This is a genomic window from Paenibacillus sp. sgz302191 (assembly GCF_057749925.1).
Window position 1 is genome coordinate 40,946 of the sequence record NZ_JBYLHY010000037.1, and the last position, 24,733, is coordinate 65,678.

The 24,733-nt window shown below is 51.2% G+C and carries 25 protein-coding genes, 2 rRNA genes and 1 riboswitch; of the genes, 4 read left to right on the forward strand and 23 right to left on the reverse strand.

Annotation, left to right across the window (positions count from 1 at the left end; translation table 11 throughout):
• Window positions 1-41: 41 nt before the first annotated feature.
• The 14 genes from rplK to AC3G2T_RS33645 all read right to left on the reverse strand — a co-directional run bounded on the left by rplK (window position 42) and on the right by AC3G2T_RS33645 (window position 10,500).
• Window positions 42-467 (reverse strand): 50S ribosomal protein L11, encoded by a 426-nt coding sequence (rplK, locus tag AC3G2T_RS33580; protein ID WP_474686286.1) that lies wholly within the window; start codon window positions 465-467, stop codon window positions 42-44.
• A gap of 156 nt (window positions 468-623) precedes the next feature.
• Window positions 624-1,157 carry a transcription termination/antitermination protein NusG gene (nusG, locus tag AC3G2T_RS33585; protein ID WP_235120070.1) on the reverse strand — a complete coding sequence of 178 codons (534 nt, stop codon included), beginning with the start codon at window positions 1,155-1,157 and terminating at the stop codon, window positions 624-626.
• Window positions 1,158-1,181: 24 nt separating this feature from the next.
• Window positions 1,182-1,394 carry a preprotein translocase subunit SecE gene (gene secE, locus AC3G2T_RS33590; RefSeq protein WP_474686284.1) on the reverse strand — a complete coding sequence of 71 codons (213 nt, stop codon included), beginning with the start codon at window positions 1,392-1,394 and terminating at the stop codon, window positions 1,182-1,184.
• Between the two features lie 19 nt (window positions 1,395-1,413).
• The gene (rpmG, locus tag AC3G2T_RS33595) at window positions 1,414-1,563 is read right to left on the reverse strand and encodes a 50S ribosomal protein L33 (protein ID WP_134756045.1); all 150 of its coding nucleotides are present in this window, start codon (window positions 1,561-1,563) and stop codon (window positions 1,414-1,416) included.
• 254 nt (window positions 1,564-1,817) lie between these two features.
• Window positions 1,818-2,462, reverse strand: coding sequence for an RNA polymerase sporulation sigma factor SigH (sigH, locus tag AC3G2T_RS33600; protein ID WP_028557511.1), 645 nt, complete (start codon window positions 2,460-2,462; stop codon window positions 1,818-1,820).
• 116 nt (window positions 2,463-2,578) lie between these two features.
• Window positions 2,579-3,091, reverse strand: coding sequence for an NYN domain-containing protein (locus AC3G2T_RS33605; RefSeq protein ID WP_474686281.1), 513 nt, complete (start codon window positions 3,089-3,091; stop codon window positions 2,579-2,581).
• Window positions 3,092-3,095: 4 nt separating this feature from the next.
• On the reverse strand, window positions 3,096-3,833 hold the full coding sequence (gene rlmB, locus AC3G2T_RS33610; RefSeq protein ID WP_474686279.1) for a 23S rRNA (guanosine(2251)-2'-O)-methyltransferase RlmB: 738 nt from the start codon (window positions 3,831-3,833) through the stop codon (window positions 3,096-3,098).
• A 66-nt stretch (window positions 3,834-3,899) separates the two neighbouring features.
• Window positions 3,900-4,331, reverse strand: coding sequence for a Mini-ribonuclease 3 (locus tag AC3G2T_RS33615; RefSeq protein ID WP_474686278.1), 432 nt, complete (start codon window positions 4,329-4,331; stop codon window positions 3,900-3,902).
• On the reverse strand, window positions 4,328-5,728 hold the full coding sequence (gene cysS / locus AC3G2T_RS33620) for a cysteine--tRNA ligase (protein ID WP_488438184.1): 1,401 nt from the start codon (window positions 5,726-5,728) through the stop codon (window positions 4,328-4,330). The genes AC3G2T_RS33615 and cysS overlap by 4 nt, the downstream gene beginning before the upstream one ends.
• Window positions 5,709-6,380, reverse strand: coding sequence for a serine O-acetyltransferase (cysE, locus tag AC3G2T_RS33625; protein ID WP_488438185.1), 672 nt, complete (start codon window positions 6,378-6,380; stop codon window positions 5,709-5,711). The genes cysS and cysE overlap by 20 nt, the downstream gene beginning before the upstream one ends.
• Window positions 6,381-6,714: 334 nt before the next feature.
• Window positions 6,715-8,163, reverse strand: coding sequence for a glutamate--tRNA ligase (gene gltX, locus AC3G2T_RS33630; RefSeq protein WP_488438186.1), 1,449 nt, complete (start codon window positions 8,161-8,163; stop codon window positions 6,715-6,717).
• A 31-nt stretch (window positions 8,164-8,194) separates the two neighbouring features.
• Window positions 8,195-8,680, reverse strand: coding sequence for a 2-C-methyl-D-erythritol 2,4-cyclodiphosphate synthase (gene ispF, locus AC3G2T_RS33635; RefSeq protein ID WP_488438187.1), 486 nt, complete (start codon window positions 8,678-8,680; stop codon window positions 8,195-8,197).
• Window positions 8,677-9,381, reverse strand: coding sequence for a 2-C-methyl-D-erythritol 4-phosphate cytidylyltransferase (ispD, locus tag AC3G2T_RS33640; RefSeq protein ID WP_488438188.1), 705 nt, complete (start codon window positions 9,379-9,381; stop codon window positions 8,677-8,679). The genes ispF and ispD overlap by 4 nt, the downstream gene beginning before the upstream one ends.
• Window positions 9,382-9,432: 51 nt before the next feature.
• On the reverse strand, window positions 9,433-10,500 hold the full coding sequence (locus AC3G2T_RS33645) for a PIN/TRAM domain-containing protein (protein ID WP_488438189.1): 1,068 nt from the start codon (window positions 10,498-10,500) through the stop codon (window positions 9,433-9,435).
• Between the two features lie 142 nt (window positions 10,501-10,642).
• Between AC3G2T_RS33645 and AC3G2T_RS33650 the strand changes: the two genes are divergently transcribed.
• A complete protein-coding gene (locus tag AC3G2T_RS33650) occupies window positions 10,643-11,038 on the forward strand; it encodes a nucleoside triphosphate pyrophosphohydrolase family protein (RefSeq protein WP_474686264.1) in 396 nt (131 codons plus the stop codon).
• An 83-nt stretch (window positions 11,039-11,121) separates the two neighbouring features.
• On the opposite strand, the gene pssA is transcribed toward AC3G2T_RS33650, so the two are convergent.
• From pssA to AC3G2T_RS33685, 7 genes are all read right to left on the reverse strand, one after another.
• Window positions 11,122-11,868 (reverse strand): CDP-diacylglycerol--serine O-phosphatidyltransferase, encoded by a 747-nt coding sequence (gene pssA / locus AC3G2T_RS33655; RefSeq protein ID WP_474686262.1) that lies wholly within the window; start codon window positions 11,866-11,868, stop codon window positions 11,122-11,124.
• A gap of 86 nt (window positions 11,869-11,954) precedes the next feature.
• Window positions 11,955-13,034 (reverse strand): DNA integrity scanning diadenylate cyclase DisA, encoded by a 1,080-nt coding sequence (disA, locus tag AC3G2T_RS33660; protein ID WP_474686260.1) that lies wholly within the window; start codon window positions 13,032-13,034, stop codon window positions 11,955-11,957.
• Between the two features lie 40 nt (window positions 13,035-13,074).
• A complete protein-coding gene (gene radA, locus AC3G2T_RS33665; RefSeq protein WP_474686257.1) occupies window positions 13,075-14,442 on the reverse strand; it encodes a DNA repair protein RadA in 1,368 nt (455 codons plus the stop codon).
• Between the two features lie 164 nt (window positions 14,443-14,606).
• Complete coding sequence (gene clpC, locus AC3G2T_RS33670) at window positions 14,607-17,048, reverse strand: ATP-dependent protease ATP-binding subunit ClpC (RefSeq protein ID WP_474686255.1); 2,442 nt, start codon at window positions 17,046-17,048, stop codon at window positions 14,607-14,609.
• A gap of 57 nt (window positions 17,049-17,105) precedes the next feature.
• Window positions 17,106-18,167, reverse strand: a complete 1,062-nt coding sequence (gene mcsB, locus AC3G2T_RS33675; protein ID WP_488438190.1) for a protein-arginine kinase McsB — start codon at window positions 18,165-18,167, stop codon at window positions 17,106-17,108.
• Window positions 18,168-18,191: 24 nt separating this feature from the next.
• Complete coding sequence (gene mcsA, locus AC3G2T_RS33680) at window positions 18,192-18,704, reverse strand: protein-arginine kinase activator protein McsA (protein ID WP_488438191.1); 513 nt, start codon at window positions 18,702-18,704, stop codon at window positions 18,192-18,194.
• Window positions 18,705-18,720: 16 nt separating this feature from the next.
• Entirely contained in the window at window positions 18,721-19,182 is a 462-nt protein-coding gene (locus AC3G2T_RS33685) for a CtsR family transcriptional regulator (protein ID WP_488438192.1), read from the reverse strand.
• A gap of 253 nt (window positions 19,183-19,435) precedes the next feature.
• Window positions 19,436-19,610: riboswitch (M-box (ykoK) riboswitch) on the forward strand.
• Window positions 19,611-19,940: 330 nt separating this feature from the next.
• Between AC3G2T_RS33685 and AC3G2T_RS33690 the strand changes: the two genes are divergently transcribed.
• The 3 genes from AC3G2T_RS33690 to AC3G2T_RS33700 are packed head-to-tail and all read left to right on the forward strand — an operon-like array spanning window position 19,941 to window position 24,162.
• Window positions 19,941-21,665, forward strand: coding sequence for an ABC transporter permease (locus tag AC3G2T_RS33690; RefSeq protein WP_474686247.1), 1,725 nt, complete (start codon window positions 19,941-19,943; stop codon window positions 21,663-21,665).
• A 13-nt stretch (window positions 21,666-21,678) separates the two neighbouring features.
• Entirely contained in the window at window positions 21,679-22,983 is a 1,305-nt protein-coding gene (locus tag AC3G2T_RS33695; RefSeq protein WP_474686245.1) for an ABC transporter ATP-binding protein, read from the forward strand.
• 30 nt (window positions 22,984-23,013) lie between these two features.
• On the forward strand, window positions 23,014-24,162 hold the full coding sequence (locus tag AC3G2T_RS33700) for an FtsW/RodA/SpoVE family cell cycle protein (protein WP_474686243.1): 1,149 nt from the start codon (window positions 23,014-23,016) through the stop codon (window positions 24,160-24,162).
• A 116-nt stretch (window positions 24,163-24,278) separates the two neighbouring features.
• Here the strand turns inward: AC3G2T_RS33700 and rrf are convergent.
• Together rrf and AC3G2T_RS33710 are read right to left on the reverse strand one after the other, a co-directional pair.
• Window positions 24,279-24,395, reverse strand: a 5S ribosomal RNA gene (gene rrf, locus AC3G2T_RS33705).
• A gap of 174 nt (window positions 24,396-24,569) precedes the next feature.
• A 23S ribosomal RNA gene (locus tag AC3G2T_RS33710) occupies window positions 24,570-24,733 on the reverse strand; the annotation flags it as partial.

A 24,733-nucleotide genomic window follows, 5' to 3' on the forward strand; every position in this document is an offset into this window, starting at 1 on the left:
CCTAAAAACTTTCATGTAGGCCGCATATTCCCGAAAAGGAATTAATCTTCGATGATGATACCCATGCTGCGAGCAGTACCTTCCACCATGCGCATTGCAGCCTCTACGGACGCAGCGTTCAGGTCAGGCATTTTTTGCTCGGCGATTTCGCGAACTTTCGCACGCTTCACAGTTGCAACTTTCTTTTTGTTAGGTTCGCCGGATCCTTTTTCGATACCAGCAACTACGCGAAGAAGAACTGCAGCCGGAGGCGTTTTGGTGATAAATGTAAAGGAACGGTCTTCGAATACTGTGATTTCAACCGGAATGATAAGACCCGCTTGATCGGCAGTACGAGCGTTAAACTCTTTACAGAAAGCCATGATGTTCACACCTGCTTGACCCAAAGCCGGACCGATAGGTGGCGCTGGATTTGCTTTCGCAGCAGGAACTTGAAGCTTCACGATTTTAATAACCTTTTTTGCCATGTTTGACACCTCCTTGCACTTAGTGTGGTTAGACGGGCAGGTGACCTTGAGCGCATAGCGAGCAGTTGACAACTGACGCAGTCAACGACCGGCCCTCCCACTAACGAAGGTCTATCCCAAGGAATAGACCTGGCAGAAACCCTAGGTTGTCTCGTATTATAGCTTTTCCACCTGGTTGAAATCCAACTCAAGCGGGGTTTCTCTACCAAACATGTTGACGTGAACCTTGAGCTTGCCTTTATCAGCCACGATTTCTTCAACCGAGCCGACGAAGTTTGCAAAAGGTCCCACCTTGACGCGTACGGTTTCCTTGAGTTCGAAGTCGATCTTCGGCTTCGGCTCTTCCATTCCCATATGCTTCAGGATGGCTTCCACTTCTTCGGGAAGCAGTGCAGTCGGTTTTGAGCCAGATCCAGTAGAGCCCACGAATCCTGTAACTCCCGGGGTGTTGCGGACAACGTACCAGGAATCGTCAGTTTGAATCATTTCCACGAGGACATAGCCCGGATAAACTTTACGCATGACGGTTTTCTTCTTCCCGTCTTTGTTTACCAGTTCCTCTTCCATCGGCACAAGCACCCGAAAGATCTTGTCCTGCATTTCCATCGATTCAACGCGCTTCTCTAAATTGGCTTTCACTTTGTTCTCATACCCTGAATAGGTATGTACGACGTACCATCTTTTTTCCATGTTCGAATTCACCTATAGTCCTGTTTATTTAAAAACAAGGCGCAGCAGCTCAGTGATTCCAAGATCAAGCACAAAAAAATAAATGGCAACGAATGCTACCGTACCGATAACGACGAGCGTATAGGTGATCATTTCTTTGCGGCTTGGCCACTTGACTTTTTTGAGTTCTGACCAACTGTCGGTGAAGAAGGAAAAGGTGGATCCGAAGCTTTGTTTCATTCTAGCCAAGAACGCCACAAACTACACCTCCAAAGAACTACCTGGTCTCGCGATGAGCAGTATGTTCATTGCAAAATCTGCAATATTTCTTCAACTCAATACGGTCGGGATTGTTGCGCTTATTTTTAGTGGATGCATAGTTTCTTTGTTTGCAATTTGTGCACGCTAATGTGATGATAACCCGCATGATGTACACCTCCTACAGACGCTTTTCTGAGTACAGCCCTTTTTGCGCATCAGAAAGAAAGCGACATTTTAGGGCTACCTGAACTACTTTATCACAACCCGTAATAGGGTGTCAAGGAAGAAACTCTCTTAGCACCGCTATTTTTGCCTGAATGCCGCAGGCTGGAAGTATCATCATTATCGACCGCGAGCGCGGATATTAAACCTGATTCGGCACAAAAGAAAAACACCCGCCGCAATTGCAGCAAGGCGTTCTTATAGATCCCGAACTTCCAAGTATCTTTCGAGCTTGCGTTTCACACGTTGGAGGGCATTGTCGATAGACTTGACATGTCGATCAAGATCAACTGCAATCTCCTGATAAGACCGGCCGTCGAGGTAGAGCATAAGCACTCTGCGCTCCAGGTCGCTCAAAATTTCTCCCATCTTATCTTCGAGACCTGTAAATTCTTCCTGATTAATCACCAGTTCTTCCGGATCGGTGACCCGGGAACCGCTTATGACGTCAAGCAGAGTGCGATCGGAATCTTCATCATAGATGGGCTTGTCCAATGAAACGTAGGAATTCAGAGGAATGTGTTTCTGGCGGGTCGCGGTCTTGATCGCCGTAATGATCTGTCTCGTGATGCAAAGTTCGGCAAAGGCTTTAAAAGAAGCCAGCTTGTCGCCGCGAAAGTCACGGATAGATTTATATAAACCTATCATGCCTTCCTGCACGATATCTTCGCGATCAGCACCTATCAAAAAATAGGATCGCGCCTTGGCACGAACGAAATTCTTATATTTATTGATCAGGTATTCCAATGCTTCGCTACTGCCTTCACGGACTGCCTCGACTATGTCTTCATCCGGCTTGAGGTCATAATCATACATTCTCAGTTCTTTGAGGTCGACGCTCACCAACAATCCCTCCGGCCTGCAAGACTACCCAGATTCACTTCAAGGTTAGGTTAAGTATACATGAAGAAATCTCACATCGTCAACGGGGAACCGCGTCATTTCTAGCATTTGGAGGTTTATTCCCCCCTTCGCCACCGTTCGAAAATGTCTTTGAGGTCGCCTTTTATTTTCTCGTCAAAAGGGTTTCGCTTCGAAGACGTTTCAGGACGAATCCGCTCGCGGACCTCTCTCCGGTTTTGATTGATTTTGACCAGCAGTTCGCTTGCAGGCAGGCGCAGCGCCCCTTTGCCGAAAATAACGTGCTGCTCGATCATATCCGAAGTCGCCACATAGATTTGCTTGCGGCGCCCCATAAGCTCGGTAACCAAGCGCTCAATCAGTTCGTCGGCGGTCTCCTTCTCTTTGGTATAAAGCACATCCAGCTTGCTTTGCAAATATTTCTTGCCCAGTCCGGGCACCATGTAGGCGTCGAACACCAGATATACCTTCATTCCCGAGAAGGATTGATACTCCGCCAGCGTATGAATAAGTTTGTCCCGTGCTCCTTCAAGATCCGTATCCTTCAGCTTGCTGAGCTCGGGCCAGGCTCCGATGACATTATAGCCGTCAACGATCAAGAACTCTTCCATGGCGTCAGCTCATGCTGCGCTGTCTGACCACTTCATACATCAGCACTCCGGCCGCTACCGAAGCGTTCAGGGAATTGATATGCCCGGTCATCGGAAGCTTGACCAGAAAGTCGCACTTTTCCTTGATCAGCCTGCCGACTCCCTTGCCTTCGTTGCCGATGACCAGCGCGATAGCCATTTTGAAGTTGGCTTTATACACGTCCTGGGCTGCGGATACGTCCGTGCCCGCTACCCATACGCCTTCTTCTTTCAACTGTTCGATGGTTTGCGCGATATTCGTCACACGGGCTACCGGGACGTATTCCACAGCGCCGGCGGAAGTTTTGGAAACCGTCGCCGTCAAGCCGACCGACCGGCGTTTGGGGATGATGACCCCGTGGACGCCCGTGCAATCCGCCGTCCTTAGAATCGAGCCCAAATTGTGCGGGTCCTCGATTTCGTCCAAAATCAGAACGAACGGCTCCTCGCCCCGCTCCCTCGCTTTGGCCAATATGTCTTCGACCTCCACATACTCGTAAGCGGCCACCTGAGCTACAACGCCTTGGTGCTGCAGCCCCTCGGCCATTTGGTCCAGCTTCCGCTTATCCGTGAACTGAACGACGATGCCGTGGTTTTTCGCTTCCGCGACGATGGGTCCGGCAAACTGTTTTTGCGCGTTGTCCGCAACCCAGATTTTGTTGATCGTCCGGCCTGAGCGAAGCGCCTCCAGAACGGAATGCTTTCCGCCGATATATTCTTCCATCAGGTGTATCCTCCCAAGAGCTTTGTTCGCAAACATCTGCCGCGCGATGCATTTACGCGGGCGCGGTTAACCGTTTTGTTTGGAGGCAACCGCAAAATCCAGCAGTTCCCGCAAGCGTTCGTAAGATTTTGTATAGTACAAATATCCGATCAGGCACTCAAACGCAGTGCTGTGGCGGTATTCCAGCACGTTCGCGTTTTTGGCCGTCGTTCCCGACTTGGCGTTGCGCCCCCGCTTGACCACGTCCCGCTCCTCGTCCGTCAGCCGGGGCAGCAAAGCTTCCAGCAGCTTGGCCTGCGCTTTGGCCGAGACGAACCGGGTCGCCTCCTTGTGCAAATGATTCGGCCGGTGATTCGGCAGAGAAATTACATACTGCCTGATGTACACCTCGTACACGGCGTCCCCGATATAGGCAAGCACCAGCGGACTCATCAGCTGCGGACTTTTGGCCGGCGGAAAATGGAACAGCTGAGGGGCGTCCGAAAAGAGCTCGCTCATTTGCGGCGCCAGCGTATTCCTTGCGGCGTATCCTCAAGGAATATCCCTTTCTCCGTCAGCAGGTCGCGGATTTCATCGGCTCTCGCCCAGTTTTTAGACTTGCGGGCTTCCGTCCGCTCCACGATCAGCCGTTCGATTTCTTCATCCAGCAATTCGTCGGCCCCCTGGCTTAATATGCCGATAACCCGATCGAAAGCCTGCAGTTGATCAAGGAACAACTGCACGGCGGCGGCGTTCACCCGCTCCTGCTGCAAATACAAATTCGCTTCCGCGACCAAATCGAATACAGCGGTAATCGCGTCCGGCGTATTGAAATCGTCGTTCATCTTATCGTCAAATTGACGCGCAATGGCAGCAATCCGCTCGCTCAGGGCAGCTTCTACCGCGTCATCGATGGATGCGGTGGCAAGGCGATGCTTCAAATTGTCGTAAGCATTTTGAATCCGCTCGAGCGCGTTGGCGGCCTGCTTCAAGCTTTCGTCGCTGAAATTCAGCGGGTTGCGGTAATGCGCGGAAAGCATGAAGAAGCGGAACACTTCCGGCTTGATCTTCTTGATCAAATCGCGGATCAGGATGCCGTTGCCGAGCGATTTGGACATTTTTTCGTTATCGATGTTCAGGAAGGCGTTGTGAAGCCAGTAGTTGGCCATCGGGTGTCCCGTAACCGCTTCGGTCTGGGCGATTTCGCACTCATGATGCGGGAACGCCAAGTCCTGTCCGCCTCCGTGAATGTCGATCGTTTCGCCCAAATATTTGCGTACCATGGCGGAGCATTCGATATGCCAGCCGGGGCGGCCTTGTCCCCACGGGCTGTCCCAGTAAATCTCGCCCGGCTTGGCCGCCTTCCACAGGACGAAATCCTGCGGATTCTCCTTGCGGTCGTCGACTTCGATGCGGATGCCGTACTGAAGCTCCTCCAGATTTTGATGGGACAGCTTTCCGTACTCGGCGAATTTCGTCGTTCTGTAGTATACGTCCCCTCGGCTTTCATAGGCGTAGCCTTGCGCTTCGAGCGCAGCGATGAAATCGATAATTTCCTGAATATTTTCCGTAACCCGGGGATTCAAGCTGGCCTCGCGTACGCCGAGCGCCCGGATATCTTCCAGAAACGCCTGGATGTACGTCTCCGCGAGCTGAGGCACCGTCTGGCCGACCTCTTCGGCCTTGCGGATCATTTTATCGTCTACATCGGTAAAGTTGGTCACGTAAGTCACGGCATACCCTTGAGATTCCAGAAATCTCCGGACAACATCGAAGAAAATAACCGGTCTGCCGTTGCCGATATGAATATAGTTATATACGGTTGGGCCGCAAACATACATTTTGACCTTGTTCGGCTCGATCGGAACGAACTCTTCTTTTTTACGGGACAGCGTGTTATACACTTTGAGCGTCATGCTCTCTGGCTCCTCCATTCTTGTGCCTTTCTTGTTCAAGCTGCGACTTCAGGTCGTTGATCTGCTTCTGCAGCCCCTCAAATATATCGATGACTGGGTCCGGCAAGCTCGTATGATCCAATCGGTTCACGCGCACACCGTCCCGCTTTACGATTTTACCCGGAATACAAACAACGGTGCTGTTGGAAGGCACTTCTTTAATGACTACGGTATTCGGGCCGATTCGGGAATTTTCCCCTACGGTAAACGATCCGATGATTTTGGCTCCCGATCCTATAATAACATTATTCCCGATCGTTGGATGCCTTTTTCCCTTTTCCTTGCCTGTTCCCCCCAGCGTGACGCCCTGGTACAAAGTTACATCGTCGCCGATGATGCACGTTTCCCCGATTACGACTCCCATGCCATGATCGATGAACAGCCGGTCTCCGATTACTGCGCCGGGATGAATTTCGATTCCCGTCATGAACCGGCTGAATTGCGAGACGATGCGGGCCACTGTGAAAATGCCGCGTTTATAAAACCAATGACCGATCCGATGCCACCAAATGGCATGAAGTCCCGAATACGTAAACACGACTTCAAACCAGCTTCGTGCAGCCGGGTCGTTATCGAATACGGCGGAAATATCGGATTTGATCGTTTTCCACATGCTCTTCACCTTCTTAAACGGGAGTAAAATCAAAAAGCCCCCGCAGCCATAAGGCTGCAGAGGCGTTCTACCGCGGTTCCACTCTGCTTGGTGACTCGGAAGTCTCCCAACTCTAGCTTCCCTTAACGTGGGCATCCGGCTGCGCCTACGGTTCTCGTGCGAGAATTCGGCGCGGCAGCTCACAGGTGCATTTCCGGTTGCAGGAATTGGATAACTCACAGCCCGAAGCCTGACGCTTCGATTATCCTCTCTGGGAATTCCTTGACAATCGTACTCTCCTGATCGTCGCTTATCATAATGAACTAAGTATAGCGAAAAGATAGCGGCTTTACAATCACTTCCGCAGCCTTGACACAACTTTTTGTTTGCCGAGCAAATAAATCGACATATTCAAATCCGGTCCGTGCACTTGTCCGGTCAAGGCCGCGCGAATGGACATGAACAGCTGCTTGCCTTTATAGCCGGTATCTTTTTGCACCTGCTTGAGCAGGGCTGGAATCCCATCGACCGTCAGCTCGGCTGCCTGTTCGATCTGCTGCAGGAAGCTTTGCAGCACGACAGGAACGTGCTCTTCTTGCAGAACCGCTGCCGCTTCTTCGTCGATATGGAGCTCGTCCTGGAAAAACAGCCTCGACAAATCGACAATTTCCGCCGCGAAGCGCATTCTTTCCTGGTTAAGCCCTACCAGAGCGCTTACCCACTCTTGCGCAGCCGCATCCAGCTCTTCCCGGATGAACCCGGCTTTTTGCAGATGGGGAATGCACAGTTCGACAACGCGGGACAGCGGAGCTTTTTTCAAATAATGGTTGTTCATCCAATTGAGCTTGTCCATGTCGAATACGGCAGGGCTCTTGGATACGCGGCTCAGGTCGAACCCGGCGATCAGTTCTTCTTTGGTGAAAATTTCTTCTTCTCCCCCCGGCGACCAGCCGAGCAGCGCGATAAAGTTCAGCACCGCTTCAGGCAAATAACCGAGTTCCTTGTACTGCTCGATAAATTGGATAATGGACTCGTCCCGCTTGCTCATTTTTTTGCGGTCCTGATTCAGAATCAGCGCCAAATGGGCGAATTCGGGAATCGGCAGCCCCAAAGCTTCATACATCATAATCTGTCTCGGCGTATTGGACAAATGCTCCTCGCCGCGAATGACGAGATTGATCCGCATCAGGTGGTCGTCGAGAATAACGGCGAAATTATAAGTAGGTATGCCGTCCGGGCGAACAATGATAAAATCGCCGATGCCGTTCGACTCGAATTCGACATGCTCGCGCACTTTGTCCTCGAAGGCGATCACGCGGTCTTCGGGCACGCGAAAACGAATGGACGGCTTGCGGCCCGCAGCCTTATAAGCTTCGGCCTGCTCGGCCGTCAGATTGCGGCACTTGCCGGAGTACCGCGGCATTTCGCCGCTCGCTTCCTGCTCGGCGCGCTCCTGCTCAAGCTCTTCCTCCGAGCAGTAGCAATGATAAGCGTCGCCTTGACTCAGCAATTGCTCGACGTACGGCCGGTACAGGTCCAGGCGCTCCATTTGGCGGTACGGACCGTACGGGCCTCCGATATCCACGCTTTCGTCCCACTCGAGACCAAGCCATTTGAGACCGTTCAGCTGGTCGGCGATGCCGGACTCCTTGTGGCGGGTTTGATCCGTATCTTCAAAACGAACGATGAAAGCCCCGTTATGCCGGCGGGCCAGCAAATAGTCAAAAAGCGCGGTACGGGCGCCGCCGATATGCAAATGCCCGGTAGGACTGGGCGCATAACGCACGCGTAATGGATGACTCATGATAAATCCCCTCTTTGTCCATAATTATCTGCTATTCTAGCACATCTCGAATTAAACAAACAACCGATTGCGCGGCGATGCCTTCGCCTCTTCCGGTGAATCCGAGCTGTTCCGTCGTTGTCGCCTTGACGTTCACCTGCTCGGGCGTCGCCTCCAGCGCCTCCGCGATAATCGCTGCCATTTGCGGAATATAGGGCGCCATTTTCGGCTTCTGCGCAATGATCGTCGAATCGGAATTGCCGAGCCGGTAGCCTTTGTCTTTGGCCAGCTGCCAGACCTGCTTCAGCAGCACCAGACTGTCGGCATCCTTGAACTCGGCGGACGTGTCGGGAAAATGCTTGCCGATATCCCCCAGACCGAGCGCTCCCAAAATCGCGTCAGTGATCGCATGCAGCAGCACGTCGGCGTCCGAATGGCCGAGCAGCCCCTTTTCATAAGGAATCGTGACGCCCCCGATAATGCATTTGCGGCCCTCCGCCAATTGATGCACATCAAAACCTTGTCCAACTCGAATCATGACTTACCCTCTCCCCTTGCATGTTCTAAAAGCCATTCCGCCCAAGGCAAGTCCTCAGGGGACGTAATTTTGATGTTGTAGTAGTCCCCTTCGACGACGAGAACTTTTGTTCCCATCCTCTCCACCAGGCTTGCATCGTCCGTGCCGATAAAGCCTTCCCGGGCAGCCCGCTCATGCGCCTCTCTTAAAAGAGAAAGCTGAAAAGCCTGCGGCGTTTGGATCGCCCACAAGCTTCGTCTGTCCGGCGTGGATTGAATTTGCTTCGCTTCATCGACAATTTTGATCGTATCCTTCACAGGCACGGCCAGCACCGCGGCACCCGCCTCCTTCGCCTTTTGCAGACAATCGAGAACGTGCTGCACGGCTACGAAAGGCCTGACGCCGTCATGCACAAGCACCCACTCCGTGTCCGGCCCCAGCGCTTCCAAGCCCAGTCTTACGGAATCCTGCCGCTCGGCGCCGCCGACTTGAATGCGGGTCACTTTGGTCAGCGCGTTATCCGCCACGAATTGCTGGCAGCGGACAACATCCGCCTCCGGAGCGACCAAAATGATTTCGTCCACTTCACGTATGTTTTGAAATAATTGCAACGTATGTACCAAAATCGGTTTTTTGCCGATCTGCAAATATTGTTTGCTCTCTACCGTCCGCATGCGGGACCCTTTGCCCGCCGCCACGATGACAACCCCTAGCTTCCCCATAAATTCCCCACCTGGATAATTGCTGATTTGCCTCCCCCTATCATACTAATTTTACTGGGCTTTTTCCAACAATTTCGGCTTTGCGAAAATCATCCGGCCCGCCGATGTCTGCAGCACGCTCGTAACCATCACTTCCAGCGTCGTTCCGATAAACTCGCGCCCGCCTTCCACTACGATCATCGTGCCGTCATCGAGATAGGCAACGCCTTGTCCGTGCTCCTTGCCGTCTTTGATGACCTGCACGATAATTTCTTCCCCGGGAAGCACCACCGGTTTGACGGCGTTAGCCAGATCGTTGATGTTCAGCACCGAGACGCCTTGAAGCTCGCACACCTTATTCAGGTTGAAATCATTCGTAATCACTTTGCCCTGTAGCACTTTAGCCAAGCGGACCAGCTTGCTGTCGACCTCGGAAATTTCCTCGAAATCCCCTTCGTAGATCAGCACCTTCACTTCCAGCTCTTTCTGGATCTTGTTTAAAATGTCCAGACCGCGCCGGCCGCGGTTGCGTTTGAGCAAATCCGAGGAATCCGCGATATGCTGCAGCTCTTCCAGCACGAATTCCGGGATTACCAGCGTGCCTTCGATAAAGCCCGTTTTGCAAATATCCGCGATGCGCCCGTCGATAATCACGCTCGTGTCCAAGATTTTATGCTCCTCATACGGTCGATGCGTCTGCTTATCGGAGCCTTGGGACCGGCTTTTGGCCCAAATTTGCATCAGCTCGTCCCGCTTGTTATAACCGATGCGGAATCCCATAACGGCGAGCACGGAAGCGGCAACGACCGGTACGAAAGGCCCGGCCCAAGTAGCTTGCGCAAGCACGGGAAAAGCGAGCGCCGAGATCAGCAGGCCGATGACAAGTCCGACAGTTCCCGAGAGCAGGTCGGCTGCGGGAATGCTTTCGACGTTCCTTTCTCCCCGGATCAGCAGCTTCATGCCATAATCGGCCACCCAAGCCGACAACACGAACATAGCGGCGGCACACAAGCCGGCCAGCCAGAAAGCTTGTCCTTTTCCGTCGGCAAAACCCGTCATACGAAGTATCGAATCACTCCATTGATAGCCCAAACTTCCCCCCATGATTGCAAAAATGATTTGTATCCATTTCTTCATCATAGATTCACCTCCACGTCAAACTATGTTTAAGTCCCTTTTACAATTATGTTCCAATTTATCCAACGTTAATCATTCAAATTGAAATATTAGGGGGCTTCCATTATAATGAAGTTGGAAGTTACAAACACACCGAGGTGGATAAATGAGCACCCTGACCTTAAAGCAGTTCCAGGATCAAGTATCCGAGTTGTTGCTCCGTCACCGCAGCTTGCTTGACGTCCTATCCAAATTTCAACAAACGAATGCAGCAACGAACCGCTCGGTCATTAAATCCATTACGGAATGCGGATGTATCGGGATTCATGCCGCCAAACAGCAGTATCATTCCGATATGACGTTGGACGAGGCCAAGGAAGTACTGGAGACTCATGTGAACGGACAGTTGTGCGAGCAATGCAGCGAAGTTCTGAGCGCCGAACTCGGGCGGAACTTGTTCTATATGGCGGCTCTTGGCAACATTCTTCAGGTAGATTTGGAGCAAGTTTTGGAGAATGAATCCAAAAAATGCTCGACACTCGGACTTTTCAACATGTCTTGATGACGATGACAAAACAAAAAGCATTTATTTTTTCTGAAGCGCTTCAGAGAAAATAAATGCTTTTTATTTTCGGAATGCCGGTCTTATACGTCGGATTTGACGGAGTTGTCATCCATTGCGCGTCTTTTGTTGCGTCTGCGCAATCGGATGAAGATGCCATCAACGTTTTTTTTTAAGCCGTACAATGCGTAGAGCAGCAAAGGTACGAAAATCATTTTGGAAATCGACTCCGGCCATTTCACCGCGATTAGGACCGCAACCGCTACGATAAGCGGCGTCACCCATATGGCGGCCTTCGGAATGCCGGCTTTCTTGAAGTTCGGGTATTTTACCGTGCTGACCATCAAATAAGACAGAAGAACAGTGCTGACCAACAGGACGTACACGTTAATTTCGTTATTGAACAAAGCAAGCGTACAGAGCACGCCGCCCGCAGCCGGTATCGGCAGCCCGATGAAATATCCGGGAGTTCCGGCCACGACATTAAAGCGGGCCAGACGCAGAGCGCCGCAAATCGGGAATATCGCCGTTACGATCCAGGCAAAAGCCGGACTGATTACGGCCGGATTGTTAAACGCAACGACATACATAATAAATGCGGGAGCAACACCGAACGAAATAACGTCGGACAGCGAATCCAACTCTTTGCCAAATTCACTTTGCGCATTCAGCGCCCGTGCCACTCTTCCATCCAGCCCATCCAGCAGCATGGCTACGATTACAAGAACTGCGGCGCGTCCCGGTTCTCCGTTGAACACCAGGATGATCGAGAGAACGCCAAGGAATAAGTTCCCTACGGTAAAAAGGCTGGGAATCGATTTTGTTAACATATGTTTTTGTCCACCTCTGGATTTACTATACCCTAATTCACGCCTTAATAAAACCTCAACAATGATACTTTATGATTGTATCTACTTTAAATATGTCTGTCAATGAAGACTTGTTCCTGAATTCGCTTCAAACCTTCCTTGATCGCGCGCGCTCTGACCTCTCCGATGCCGTCGACTTCATCCAGCTCCTCGATGGTTGCCATCATCATATGCGGCAGGTAGCCGAATTTCTCGACCAGATTGGCAATAATGATCGAGGGAAGCCGCGGGATTTTGCCAAGCATTCTGAATCCTCTGGGCGATACGGGCTCTTCCGCAATCGCATTCGTATGTGAGTAGCCCAGCAGGCGGATAATTTGCTGAGGTTCCAAAAGCTCATCCGACGATAGGCGCTTCAGTCCCGTCAACACGTCTTTAACCTTGTCATCCGATAGATCACGGACGTAATCTTTGATCAGCAGTCGCGCCTCCAGCTCCGAATTGCCGACCAGTTCTTCGAGCTGCATGCTGATTAGACGGCCCTCATTGCCAAGCTCGTTGATGTACCGGTTGATTTCGGCCCTGATTCTAAGCACCATCTCGAACCGGGCGATGACGTTGGTCACATCGTGCAAAGTAACCAGCTCTTCGAATTCCGACGCGCCCAAATTGGTGAGCGATTGATCCAGCACCACTTTGTACCGCTCCAGCGTCTGAATCGCCTGATTCGCCTTGGTCAAAATAACGCCGATATCTTTCAGCGCATAGCGCAAATTGCCTTGATACAGCGTTATGACATTGCGCCTTTGCGAGATCGAGACGACGAGCTTGTTCGTCTGCTTAGCCACCCGTTCGGCGGTCCGATGCCGGATACCTGTTTCGGACGACTGGATCGACGAGTCGGGAATCAGCTGCGTGTTCGCATACAAAATTCTTTTTATATCTTCGCTTAAAATAATCGCCCCGTCCATTTTTGCAAGCTCGTAGAGGTAATTGGGCGAGAAATCGCAATCAATCGAAAAGCCGCCGTCTACGATTTCCATCACTTCCGGACTATAGCCGACGACAATCAGTCCTCCCGTTTTGGCACGCAGGACATTTTCCAATCCGTCTCTGAACGCGGTACCAGGGGCTACCATTTGCAGCAACTGGCTCATTACGTCCCGCTTCGTCTCTTCTTTGCTCATTTTATTCCTCCTGATGACTGGCTGGCTCCATGCAGGCGAGTCAGCCCAGCGCCGCTGCTAGTGCCTCTGATACCGTGTTTACTCCGATAATCTCCATTCCGGGGGGATGCGTCCATCCCTTCAAGCTTTTCTCCGGCATAATGACTCTGCGGAAGCCCAGCTTCTGCGCCTCTTTCACCCGCTGATCAATGCGGGAAACGCCGCGCACTTCGCCCGTCAAGCCGATCTCCCCAAACACAACGTCATACGGCCGGGTCGGCTGGTCCTTGAAAGAAGAGGCGATACTGATCGCCACAGCCAGATCGACTGCAGGCTCATCCAGTTTGACGCCGCCAGCTACATTCAGGTAGGCGTCCTGATTTTGCAGGAAAAGCCCCATGCGCTTCTCCAGCACCGCCATAATCAGCGAAAGCCGGTTATGATCGATGCCCGTAGCCATTCTGCGCGGGGATGGAAAATTCGTAGTTGATACTAATGCCTGAATTTCGACGAGCACAGGCCGGGTTCCTTCCATACTCGCTACAACCGTGGAACCCGCCACCCCGAGCGGCCGTTCGGACAGGAACAGCTCCGACGGATTGCTGACTTCGACAAGTCCCGCTTCCTGCATTTCAAAGATGCCGATTTCATTGGTCGAACCAAAACGGTTCTTCACCGCTCTCAGCAAGCGATAGGAATGATGCCGCTCGCCCTCGAAGTACAGCACGCAATCAACCATGTGCTCCAGCATTCTCGGTCCTGCAATGGCCCCTTCCTTCGTGACGTGACCGACGAGGACCGTTGCAATTCCTTTGCCTTTAGCAATTCTCATAAAATGGCCTGTGCATTCACGAACTTGGCCAACCGTGCCCGGAGCGGACGCAATAGCCGGATGATAAACCGTTTGAATGGAGTCGATGACCAAAAAATCGGGATCCGTTTCCTGAATCGCCTCTTCGATCAGCTCCAGATTCGTTTCGCAGAGCACATACAGCAGCGGCGATGACGCTTCCAGGCGGTCAGCCCGCAGCTTCGTTTGCTTAACCGATTCCTCTCCGGATATATAAAGCACTTTCTGCCCGGCTTGCGTAAGCGCGAATGAAGTTTGCAGCAGCAGCGTCGACTTGCCGATCCCCGGGTCTCCTCCGACGAGAATCAGGGAACCGGGAACGATGCCCCCGCCCAATACGCGGTTCAATTCCTGGTTATTCGTCAATACTCTCGGCTCAGGGCTGCTCTCGATATGTATGATAGGGGTGGGCTTTTCTTTCGTTCTGGCGAAAGAGGAATTCATCCCCTGGGTGCGAACAACGGTTTCCACTTCTTCAACCATCGTATTCCACGATTGGCAGCCTGGGCATTTGCCCATCCATTTCGGCGATTCGTAGCCGCACTCCTGGCAGCAAAATTTCGTCTTCTGTTTGCTCATTATGCACTTGCTCCCTTATAAGACATGCGGAAATATCTGGCTATACTTACCAATAAAAGTTTACCACTTTTGCTAAGTGTGTGAAAGGGCCGATGAAAAATATACAAAAGAAAAAGCATTTTGCCGCCACCGCAACGGATGGAGCAAAATGCTTTTCAGGAACATTATTGGGCTGTTACGCCTTCGCCGCGAAGGACGACAAGCTCGCCTTCTTTTTCGTCGATGGTTAAGGAATCACCTTTGGAGATATTGCCTCTGAGCAGCTCCTCGGACAGCCGGTCCTCGATATGCTTTTGAATCGCTCTGCGCAGCGGTCTTGCCCCGTAAGTCGGATCAAAGCCTTCTTTGGCAAGGAACATTTTCGCTTTGTCCGTAAGGTTGAAGTCCACTTCCTGCTCTTTCAGGCGCTTGCGCAGATCGTCCGCCATCAGGCTGACGATTTGAGCGATATGCTGCTCATCCAGAGAGTGGAAGACGATGATCTCGTCGATCCGGTTCAGGAACTCCGGACGGAAGCTTTTCTTCAGTTCGCCCATCACTTTGTCTTTCATGTTGGAGTATTCTTTGCCGGCATCCTGCACGGCCGTAAAGCCGAGCGTGGAGTTTTTCTTGATCATCTCCGCGCCCACGTTGGACGTCATGATGATCAACGTGTTGCGGAAATCGACGGTGCGGCCTTTGGAATCCGTCAGGCGTCCGTCCTCCAGCACTTGAAGCAGGATGTTGAACACTTCAGGATGAGCTTTCTCGATCTCGTCAAGCAGGACGACCGAGTATGGTTTGCGGCGCACTTTTTCAGTAAGCTGGCCGCCTTCCTCATATCCGACATACCCCGGAGGCGCTCCTACCAGGCGGGATGTGGAGTGCTTCTCCATGTACTCGGACATATCGATGCGAATGACGGCGTTTTGATCGCCGAACAGCGATTCCGCCAGGGCGCGTGCCAGTTCCGTTTTACCTACGCCGGTTGGTCCAAGGAAGATGAAGGAGCCCATCGGGCGCTTCGGATCTTTCAGACCGGCTCTGGCGCGGCGGATGGCGCGGCTTACCGCTTTGACCGCCTCTTCTTGACCGATTACGCGCTCATGCAAAATGTCTTCCATTTTGAGCAGACGCTCGGTCTCTTCTTCGGCCAGTTTGCTGACCGGAATTCCCGTCCAGCTTGCAACGACCTGAGCGATATCCTCCGGAGTCACTTCGGTATCCAGACGGCCTTGTTTTTCTTTCCACTCGTTTCGCGTGGAATCCAGTTCCTCGCGAAGTTTTTGCTCGGTATCGCGCAGGCCGGCCGCTTTTTCGAACTCCTGGCTTTGCACGGCCGCATCTTTTTCCTTGCGGATATCATCCAGCTTATTTTCCAACTGTTTCAAGCTAGGCGGAATCGTGTAGGAACGCAGCCTTACTTTGGAGCTGGCCTCGTCAATAAGGTCAATCGCCTTATCCGGCAGGAAACGGTCGGTGATATAGCGGTCGGACAGCTTCACCGCTTCCTCGATAGCCGCATCCGTAATTTTCACGCGGTGATGCGCTTCGTAACGGTCGCGGAGCCCGTGAAGAATTTGAATCGCTTCGTCAGGAGACGGCTGGTCTACCGTAATCGGTTGGAAACGGCGCTCGAGCGCTGCATCTTTCTCGATATATTTGCGGTATTCGTCCAGCGTAGTCGCCCCGATGCACTGCAGTTCGCCTCTCGCCAGCGCCGGCTTCAGGATGTTCGACGCATCGATCGCGCCTTCCGCCCCGCCTGCGCCGATCAAAGTGTGCAGCTCGTCAATGAACAACACGATATTGCCCGCTTGGCGAATCTCGTCCATAATCTTTTTGAGCCGGTCTTCGAACTCGCCGCGGTACTTGGTTCCCGCAACGACCGAGCCCATATCGAGGGTCATGACCCTTTTATCTTTCAACGTTTCCGGAATTTCATTGTTGATGATTTTTTGCGCCAAGCCTTCGGCAATCGCCGTTTTACCGACGCCCGGTTCCCCGATCAGGACCGGATTGTTTTTCGTTCTGCGGCTCAGCACTTGAATGACGCGCTCGATTTCCTTGCTGCGCCCGATAACCGGATCCAAATGGCCCTCTTTCGCAAATGCGGTGAGGTCTCTGGCCAAACCGTCAAGCGTCGGCGTGTTCACATTCGGATTAGCGCCGTGGCTCGGTGATACGGTTTCGCTGCTGCCGAGCAGCTGCAGCACTTGCTGGCGCGCTTTATTCAGGCTGACGCCGAGGTTGTTCAGCACACGCGCCGCGACCCCTTCGCCTTCGCGAATGAGCCCGAGTAAAATGTGCTCGGTTCCTACGTAAGTATGGCCTAATTTTCTGGCTTCGTCCATAGAAAGCTCAATGACTTTCTTTGCTCTCGGCGTGTACGCGATGTTGGTCGGCTGTTCTTGACCGCGGCCAATCAAGGATTCCACTTCGTCCTGGATCTTCTCAAGCCCCAGGCCCAGTGCAATCAGCGCTTTGGCTGCAATCCCCTCGCCTTCACGGATCAGTCCGAGTAAAATATGCTCAGTTCCAATATTGTTGTGCCCCAACCGAACGGCCTCTTCTTGAGCTAAGGAGAGAACCTTTTGCGCTCGTTCCGTAAATCTTCCAAACATCATAGAGAAACACCTCCAAAAGTAATATATCTATGGAAAACCCAAAGGATGATGCTGCCTTTAATAGCGGCCGAATTTTTCCCGGATCAATTCCGCCCTGCGGATGTCGCGGTCGTCGGCAGACAACTTTTCTCCCGCACTCTGCTGCAAAAATCCGGGTTGCGTCATCACCAGCAGTTCATTGAGAATGTTGGATGAAACGTTGTTGATGATCCCAACGTCAATGCCCAGCCTCACATCCGACAATCGTTGGGCCGCTTCCTTCGAGTCCATAATCCCCGCATAGGATAATATCCCGAGGGAGCGGTTGACGCGGTCGATGATGCGCATTTTGGATTCTTGCATTAGCTTATGCCTTGCGGCGCGTTCATGCTCGATAATTTGCCGCGCTACGCTAAAAAGATTGTCGATGATCTCGTCTTCCGACTGGCCTAACGTAATCTGGTTGGAGATTTGAAACAGATTACCTAAAGCTTCGCTGCCTTCCCCGTATAATCCTCTAACGGTCAGCCCAACTTGTGTAACCGCCGATAAAATCCGGTTGATTTGCTGGGTAAGCACGAGCGCGGGGAGATGCATCATGACGGAAGCCCGAATCCCTGTGCCCACATTCGTAGGACAGCTCGTCAGATAGCCTCTTTTCTCATCATACCCGTAATCAAGCTGGGCTTCAAAAATATCGTCAAGCTGATTAGCCAAATCCCATACTTCTTTAATCTGAAATCCGGGACACAAGCACTGGATCCGCAAATGGTCTTCTTCGTTGATCATAATGCTGATAGATTCATTCTCGCTTAATATGACGGCTCCATTCCTGGATTCGTTCGCCAGATTCGGGCTGATCAAGTGCTTTTCCACCAACACCATCCGCTCCAGCTCGTTAAGCTCCGACAACGGAATCAGCGAAAAATGACTGATCGTTTCCAGCTCTTCGTTGTCCAAAACCCCAGAGAGCCGATCAAGCACTTCCTCCGATTGCTGATTCGTCGCGAGCATGGGATAAGGATAATCCTTGAGGTTGCGGGCAATGCGTATCCGACTGCTGATGACAATATCGGATTCCGGCCCGTCCCCCTTCATCCATTCGCTTAAAGCATCTCCTGTAAAACGATGCAGCGCCATTGAAATCATACCCTCCTCAAGACCCTAATTTCCGGCGATCTTCTTTTCGATTTCCCGAATTTGATCGCGGATTTTAGCCGCCTGCTCGAACTCTTCGCTTTCGATGCGGGTCATCATTTCCTTTTTGAGACTTTCGATTTCCCGCTTGTATTGAACAAGTCCTCCGGTGCGTTTGGGAACTTTGCCTACATGAACCGTGTTGCCGTGCACTCTTTTGAACAGAGGATCTAATTTCTCCGAAAAGCTTTGGTAGCATGAACCGCAGCCGAATCGCCCGAGCTTGCTGAATTGGGTGTAGGTGAGACCGCAATGTTCGCAGCGCACCGACTGCGGCTTGGCAGAAGCGACCGACGAAGGCTCAAAATCCAGAAGTCCCGACAACAAATTGTGGATGGAAAATCCGTTGGAAGAGCCCGGAATCATCTCGCCCTTCTCGCGGGCGCAAGTTTCGCAAATGTGAAACTCGTTTTTCTCGCCGTTTACGATCTTGGTGAAATGAAGCGTCGCCGGCCGTTTGCCGCACTCCTGACAAATCATAAAGTGTACCCCTCCCTCATTTGCTCAGCAAGGATATCAGCATTGCCTTAAGAATATTAGCGCGGATTTCATCCCGCAGCGGGAGCTTGAAGGTCAGCACATCCCTGGAGATAGCCGCCTTGATCAGATTGGCCTCACGTGCAGAAATAAAATGGCCTTCCTGCAGCTGATAAATAAGTCCCTCGGAGGCGACCTGATCTATGTGAGTGTGAATCGTTCGAAAAATGTGATCGAGTATGGAGCCGTGCTGACGCAGCTCGATTTTCTGGATGCGAATATAGCCGCCGCCCCCGCGCTTGCTTTCCACAATGTATCCCTTCTCCAAAGTAAACCGGGTGCTGATAACGTAGTTGATTTGGGACGGAACGCATTGGAACTGATCGGCAAGCTCATTGCGCTGAATCTCGATCGCTCCTTCGGGACTTTGCAGCAAAACTTGTTTCAAGTACTGCTCGATAATTTCTGAAACATTACGCATCAATTCATCCTCCCAGAATTCTAGAAGTAAATTGACTTTGACTTTCTTTGACCTTAACTAAATTATAATCATTTCCTTTCTTTTTGACAAGTGTTGCTGTTAAAAAGTATTTTGCGCCTGATTTGCGGCCCTACACTCAGTATTTACAAAATTACTCCAACTTAACGTCACGGCGCTTTCCAATTGATTCTTTTTTGCTTTTTTTGCTATTGACAAGCAAGCGTACTTAGGAGTACGATTTCAAAGGAATTAAATATGTCCTCGTTAGGTGAGGCTCCTATACAAACATAGGCCACTGCCCGGAAATATCGAAAGATGCCAATGGGTAGAACAGGAACTGCCGGATTAAGGCTTTTCTTAAGGTGGCTAAGCGAACGAACGTTCGCTTTACGTTGTATAGTGTCAAAACTGGACTAGGGGGAGCCGTTTTATTGCCTTGTAAACGCATGCCCTCTGGGACCAATCCCTGAGGGCTTTCATATTGTATGTACAAAGGGGGGAAACTGGAAATGGACAGTAGTAGTCGAATGCGACAGATGAATAGCTTGCCATATGCATTGTTAGCTAGGAAACGTGTGCATCCATTATTCAGCGTACCCTCAGATCGTCATCAAGCATGTTCAAAGCCCGGCTTGCCCAAGGGCTTGTTCTGCCGCTGATTCATCTGATAATCAACCTGAATAGATGGAATATTTGCGCTCTCCTCCTGCCAATTGCAGGGGAGAGTTTTTTTATTTCGCCCAAAGGGGGTTATCACGATGAAATGGAACGGCTTCTCCACCATCAACAGCAAACGTAAGTTCGGTTTGGCGGACATCATCGTCTTTCTCATGCTTATGTCCATTCTTTATATGGCTGCCCAGCTTGGCGCCGGTATGCGCGCCCCATTTTCTCCAAGCCAGCAGCCTGTTATGAACCTTGACCCATATCTGCTTCCTTATTACGCGGGGCGCTCGCTTTTGAGAATGTTCATCGCCTTCGGCGCTTCGTTATTGTTTACGTTCGTATACGGGCGAATCGCCGCGAACAACCGGATTGCCGAGAAAATTATGATCCCTGCGCTCGACATCCTGCAATCCGTGCCTGTGCTCGGTTTCCTGTCGGCAACCGTCTTGATGTTCATGGCGCTTTTTCCCGGCAGTCTGCTCGGCGTCGAATGTGCTTCGATCTTTGCCATATTCACCGGTCAGGTATGGAATATGACATTCAGCTTCTACCACTCGCTGACAACGATACCGCGGGCGCTGGACGAAGCAGCCAGCATTCACCGGCTTGGCCGGTGGCCGCGCTTTACCAAGCTCGAAGTGCCCTTTTCCATGTTGGGGCTCGTGTGGAACAGCATGATGTCTTTCGGCGGAGGCTGGTTTTTTCTCGCGGCCAGCGAATCGATCAGCGTGCTCAATCAAGACATTCATCTGCCCGGCATCGGCTCTTACATGGCTTTGGCCGCCGATCAAGGAAACGTGAAAGCCATTGTATACGCCATTATCACTATGGTCATTCTGATTATTCTGGTAGACCAGCTGTTCTGGCGGCCGATCGTCGCTTGGGCGCAAAAATTCAAGAACGAGCAAACGGAAGCGGGCGAAGTGCCTCAATCCTGGGTATACGATATCCTCAAACGCGCCAGATTCGTTCGCTACGCTAATCATGCCGCCGGAACCTTTTTTCACGACCTAAGCAGTCGTTTCAAAAAGCGAAGCGCCGCCATCCATTGGCCGAAACCGCCTGCACTCGCATCCAAAATAGCGGTCCGGCTAATCGGAATCGTCATCATTTTGTTCGTCGCGAGGTATGTGTATGAAGCTCTGCTCGAAATCGTACAGTTAAGCTGGAAGGAATTGTTGCGGGTTGTCGGACTCGGGCTTTTAACGGCTCTTCGCGTATTCGTGGCAACGCTGCTGGCCGCAGCATGGACGGTTCCGGTCGGGGTCATGATCGGGATGAGTCCCAAACTATCCAGGATTGCTCAGCCTGTTGTGCAGGTCCTCGCTTCTTTTCCGGCCAATATGGCTTTCCCGTTGTTCGCCATCCTGTACCTGAAGCTTGGGATCAGCATGGATATCGGCGCTGTTCCTCTCATGATGCTGGGAACGCAGTGGTACATCCTGTTCAACGTCATCGCCGGAGCGATGGCTATTCCTTCCGATTTGAAAGAAGCTGCATCTATTTTGCGTTTGTCGCGTCTACAAACATGGGTGAAGTTAATTTTGCCGAGCATATTTCCTTTTCTGATTACGGGATGCATAACCGCCAGCGGCGGCGCTTGGAACGCAAGCATCGTATCCGAGCTCGTCTCGTGGAAAAACAACAACCTGCAAGCGTCCGGGTTAGGAACATTCATTACCGAGGCGACAACCAAAGGAGATTGGCCCCAAATCATTTGGGGAATTATCGTGATGTGCCTGCTGGTCGTTCTGGTCAATCGCTTGGTGTGGCGCAAGCTGTACGCCGTCTCCGAGAAAAAATATCATTTGGAATAGAGGTGTCTTCACCATGAAACATGCATTGATCGAACTGCAGCAAGTTCTCAAACATTACGATATGCCGGGCTCGGCCGGCGCCAACATCCTGGAGGATATCCATCTGAAAATAACGGAAGGCGAGTTTGTCTCCATCCTGGGTCCATCCGGTTCGGGCAAATCCACTCTGCTTCGAATCATTGCCGGGCTCATCCCTCCCTCTCAGGGAGCCGTCTTTTATAACGGTAAAGAAGTACGGGGGACTAATCCCGGAGTCGGCATGGTCTTTCAGTCTTTTGCGCTTTTTCCGTGGCTGACCGTGCTGGAGAACGTAAAACTGGGGCTTGAAAATAAACCGCTGACGGAAGCGGACAAAATGCGCAAAGCCCTCTCAATCATCGACATGGTCGGATTGGACGGATTCGAAAGTGCCTATCCGAAAGAACTGTCGGGAGGGATGAGGCAGCGTGTCGGCATTGGCCGCGCTTTAGTGATGGAGCCCGACATTTTGCTGATGGATGAGCCTTTTTCGGCCTTGGACGTTCTGACCGCGGAGAACCTCAAACGCGACTTGCTTGAACTATGGACGGAAAAGAAGATTCCTACGAAGTCCATTATTATGGTCACGCACAGCATCGAAGAAGCGGTGTACATGTCCGATCGGGCCATCGTCCTGTCTCGCGACCCTGCCCGGGTCATCGCCGATATTCCCATTTCCATGCCTCATTGGCGAAACAAGCAGGAGCCGCACTTTACAGGCCTTGTCGACAAAATTTATTCTATTTTGACCAAACGCGAAATGAAGCAGGATGAACCGTTTGGCGGGCAAAAGAAAAAGATCGAAAAAGTGCCGAAAGTGCCGGCCGGTGCATTAACGGGATTTATCGAATTGATCGACGATCTCGGGAAAACGGTCGATTTATATAAGCTGGCCGATCAATTAAGCCTGAATCTTGAAGACTTTTTGCCCATTGTCGAAGCCGCGCAGATGCTCGGGTTTGCCAGCATACAACACGGAGATATCGAATTAACGGAGATTGGGCGCCATTTTGCCGATGCCAGCGTTCTGGACAGGAAAGAAATTTTCAAAAAACAGGTGCTGCATCACGTCCCCATGATTGAAAAAATCATCTGGATCTTGCATTCCAAGTCCAATAACAAAATGGAGCGGGAGTTTTTCGTGGAAATTTTTGAAAAGCACTTTGGTTCGGAAGAAGCTGCCCATCAGTTGGATATTTTGATTGACTGGGGACGGTACGCCGAATTGTACGCCTATGACGAAAAAGCGAAAAACCTCTATCTTGAACACGATGCAACTGCAGCATCAGAAAATATGTAACCCGGAAACAAATGAAAGGAAGGGTGGCGCATGCTCCAGGAACTGCTGCTAAGAGCGAAAAAATTAGACCCTGTTATTATCTCCTTATTGATATGTTTTATGGCGATCAGCACGATTGCAATTTATAGCGCCACGAATAACACGAAGTATGCCGGGCTGCATATATCGAATTTGGTTATGTTTGCCGTCTTGTTTGTGCCCATGTTGGCCCTCGCCATGATCGATTACAGGGGTATCGTGCGCCACTTATCCGTATATCTTTATATATTCAGCGTCCTTTTGCTAGTTTTCGTCAAGTTTAAAGGGATGAATATTAACGGGTCCCAACGTTGGATTAACCTTCATTTCATGCAATTTCAGCCGTCGGAGCTGGCCAAAGTATTCGTCATCCTGCTGTTGGCGAAAATGATTGAAAAACGCAGCGGCGACTATCTGCGATTCTTTCGAGATATCGTTCCAATGCTGGCCATTGTAGGCATACCGTTTCTGCTCATCATGGATCAGCCCGATATGGGGACATCGATCGTTTTTATTTGCATATTGATCGGCATGTTGTGGATCGGCATGATTCGTGTAAAACATGGACTTATCGGCTTTATCACCTTTATCGTAATTGTCGGCAGCATAACGGCCTTATATTTCGTAGACACGCCTGTTTTCAACAAAATCATAAAAACACACCAGCTCCACAGAATTCAGACCTTTCTGGACCCGACTCTGGATCCGGATCAAAGTTATCATGTTGTCAATTCCATGAGAGCGGTCAGTTCCGGCCAACTTATGGGCGAAGGCTACCTCAAGGGCAAAATGGTGCAAAGCGGATATATCCCTTATGATTATGCCGACTCGATTTATGTCGTTATCGGTGAGGAATTCGGCTTCATAGGCTCAGCCGTGCTGCTGCTGCTCTATTTTCTACTGATTTATCGAATGATTCTTATTGCGATCAGATGCGAGGATTTAGCCGGATCTTATATAATTATCGGCGTGGTATCGATGTTTACGCTGCAAATTTTTGAGAACATCGCCATGCATACCGGGTTAATGCCGCTTACGGGAATCGCGCTCCCTTTTGTCAGCTATGGAGGAAGTTCTTTAATGAGCAACATGCTGTCCATGGGGCTGGTCCTCAGCATTGTCGTGCATCAATCAAAACCTTTTCATTTCGGGGAAAAATGAAAATATTGTCCGCCTCTGAATGTCGTCGGGGGGCGGCCCTTTCGGGGGCGTTTCTCTTCGGCCGGATACAAAAATAGCCTTCTTGAGATTGTTTTCTCAAGAAGGCTATTTGCTGTGCTTGGCAACGTTCTACTCTCCCAGAACCCTTCGGTTCAAGTACCATCGACGCTGGAGGGCTTAACGGTCGTGTTCGAGATGGGAACGCGTGGATCCCCTCCGCCATCATCACCAAACGGGATGTTTCTGCCAGGAAACATCAATCAAACTCCTCAGGCTGACTTGCACCCTGAAAACTAGATACGAAACTTGCGTAAAGTGTGAGGTATTTGTTTACCGGTTTGTTTCCGGGCCCCGAGAAAGTATTCGGAATCTGCTTCGAAGCTTCTCTTCACTTTCTTGGGATTTTTTAGGTTAAGCCCTCGACCGATTAGTATTCGTCAGCTGCACACGTTGCCGCGCTTCCACCTCGAACCTATCTACCTCGTCGTCTACAAGGGGTCTTACATACTGGGAAATCTCATCTTGAGGGGGGCTTCACGCTTAGATGCTTTCAGCGCTTATCCCCTCCGTA

Coding starts and splice junctions, on each gene's coding strand:
- AC3G2T_RS33645 (WP_488438189.1), bottom strand. CDS start 10,500: ATGATGAAGAAATGGATACAAATCATTTTTGCAATCATGGGGGGAAGT.
- AC3G2T_RS33690 (WP_474686247.1), top strand. CDS start 19,941: ATGAAATGGAACGGCTTCTCCACCATCAACAGCAAACGTAAGTTCGGT.
- mcsB (WP_488438190.1), bottom strand. CDS start 18,167: ATGGCGCTGCATCGTTTTACAGGAGATGCTTTAAGCGAATGGATGAAG.
- nusG (WP_235120070.1), bottom strand. CDS start 1,157: ATGGAAAAAAGATGGTACGTCGTACATACCTATTCAGGGTATGAGAAC.
- AC3G2T_RS33695 (WP_474686245.1), top strand. CDS start 21,679: ATGAAACATGCATTGATCGAACTGCAGCAAGTTCTCAAACATTACGAT.
- mcsA (WP_488438191.1), bottom strand. CDS start 18,704: ATGATTTGTCAGGAGTGCGGCAAACGGCCGGCGACGCTTCATTTCACC.
- rplK (WP_474686286.1), bottom strand. CDS start 467: ATGGCAAAAAAGGTTATTAAAATCGTGAAGCTTCAAGTTCCTGCTGCG.
- AC3G2T_RS33605 (WP_474686281.1), bottom strand. CDS start 3,091: ATGGAAGAGTTCTTGATCGTTGACGGCTATAATGTCATCGGAGCCTGG.
- ispD (WP_488438188.1), bottom strand. CDS start 9,381: ATGGGGAAGCTAGGGGTTGTCATCGTGGCGGCGGGCAAAGGGTCCCGC.
- pssA (WP_474686262.1), bottom strand. CDS start 11,868: ATGTTAACAAAATCGATTCCCAGCCTTTTTACCGTAGGGAACTTATTC.
- disA (WP_474686260.1), bottom strand. CDS start 13,034: ATGAGCAAAGAAGAGACGAAGCGGGACGTAATGAGCCAGTTGCTGCAA.
- clpC (WP_474686255.1), bottom strand. CDS start 17,048: ATGATGTTTGGAAGATTTACGGAACGAGCGCAAAAGGTTCTCTCCTTA.
- radA (WP_474686257.1), bottom strand. CDS start 14,442: ATGAGCAAACAGAAGACGAAATTTTGCTGCCAGGAGTGCGGCTACGAA.
- AC3G2T_RS33685 (WP_488438192.1), bottom strand. CDS start 19,182: ATGCGTAATGTTTCAGAAATTATCGAGCAGTACTTGAAACAAGTTTTG.
- ispF (WP_488438187.1), bottom strand. CDS start 8,680: ATGATTCGAGTTGGACAAGGTTTTGATGTGCATCAATTGGCGGAGGGC.
- AC3G2T_RS33650 (WP_474686264.1), top strand. CDS start 10,643: ATGAGCACCCTGACCTTAAAGCAGTTCCAGGATCAAGTATCCGAGTTG.
- rpmG (WP_134756045.1), bottom strand. CDS start 1,563: ATGCGGGTTATCATCACATTAGCGTGCACAAATTGCAAACAAAGAAAC.
- AC3G2T_RS33700 (WP_474686243.1), top strand. CDS start 23,014: ATGCTCCAGGAACTGCTGCTAAGAGCGAAAAAATTAGACCCTGTTATT.
- cysE (WP_488438185.1), bottom strand. CDS start 6,380: ATGTGGAAAACGATCAAATCCGATATTTCCGCCGTATTCGATAACGAC.
- rlmB (WP_474686279.1), bottom strand. CDS start 3,833: ATGGAAGAATATATCGGCGGAAAGCATTCCGTTCTGGAGGCGCTTCGC.
- AC3G2T_RS33615 (WP_474686278.1), bottom strand. CDS start 4,331: ATGAGCGAGCTCTTTTCGGACGCCCCTCAGCTGTTCCATTTTCCGCCG.
- cysS (WP_488438184.1), bottom strand. CDS start 5,728: ATGACGCTCAAAGTGTATAACACGCTGTCCCGTAAAAAAGAAGAGTTC.
- gltX (WP_488438186.1), bottom strand. CDS start 8,163: ATGAGTCATCCATTACGCGTGCGTTATGCGCCCAGTCCTACCGGGCAT.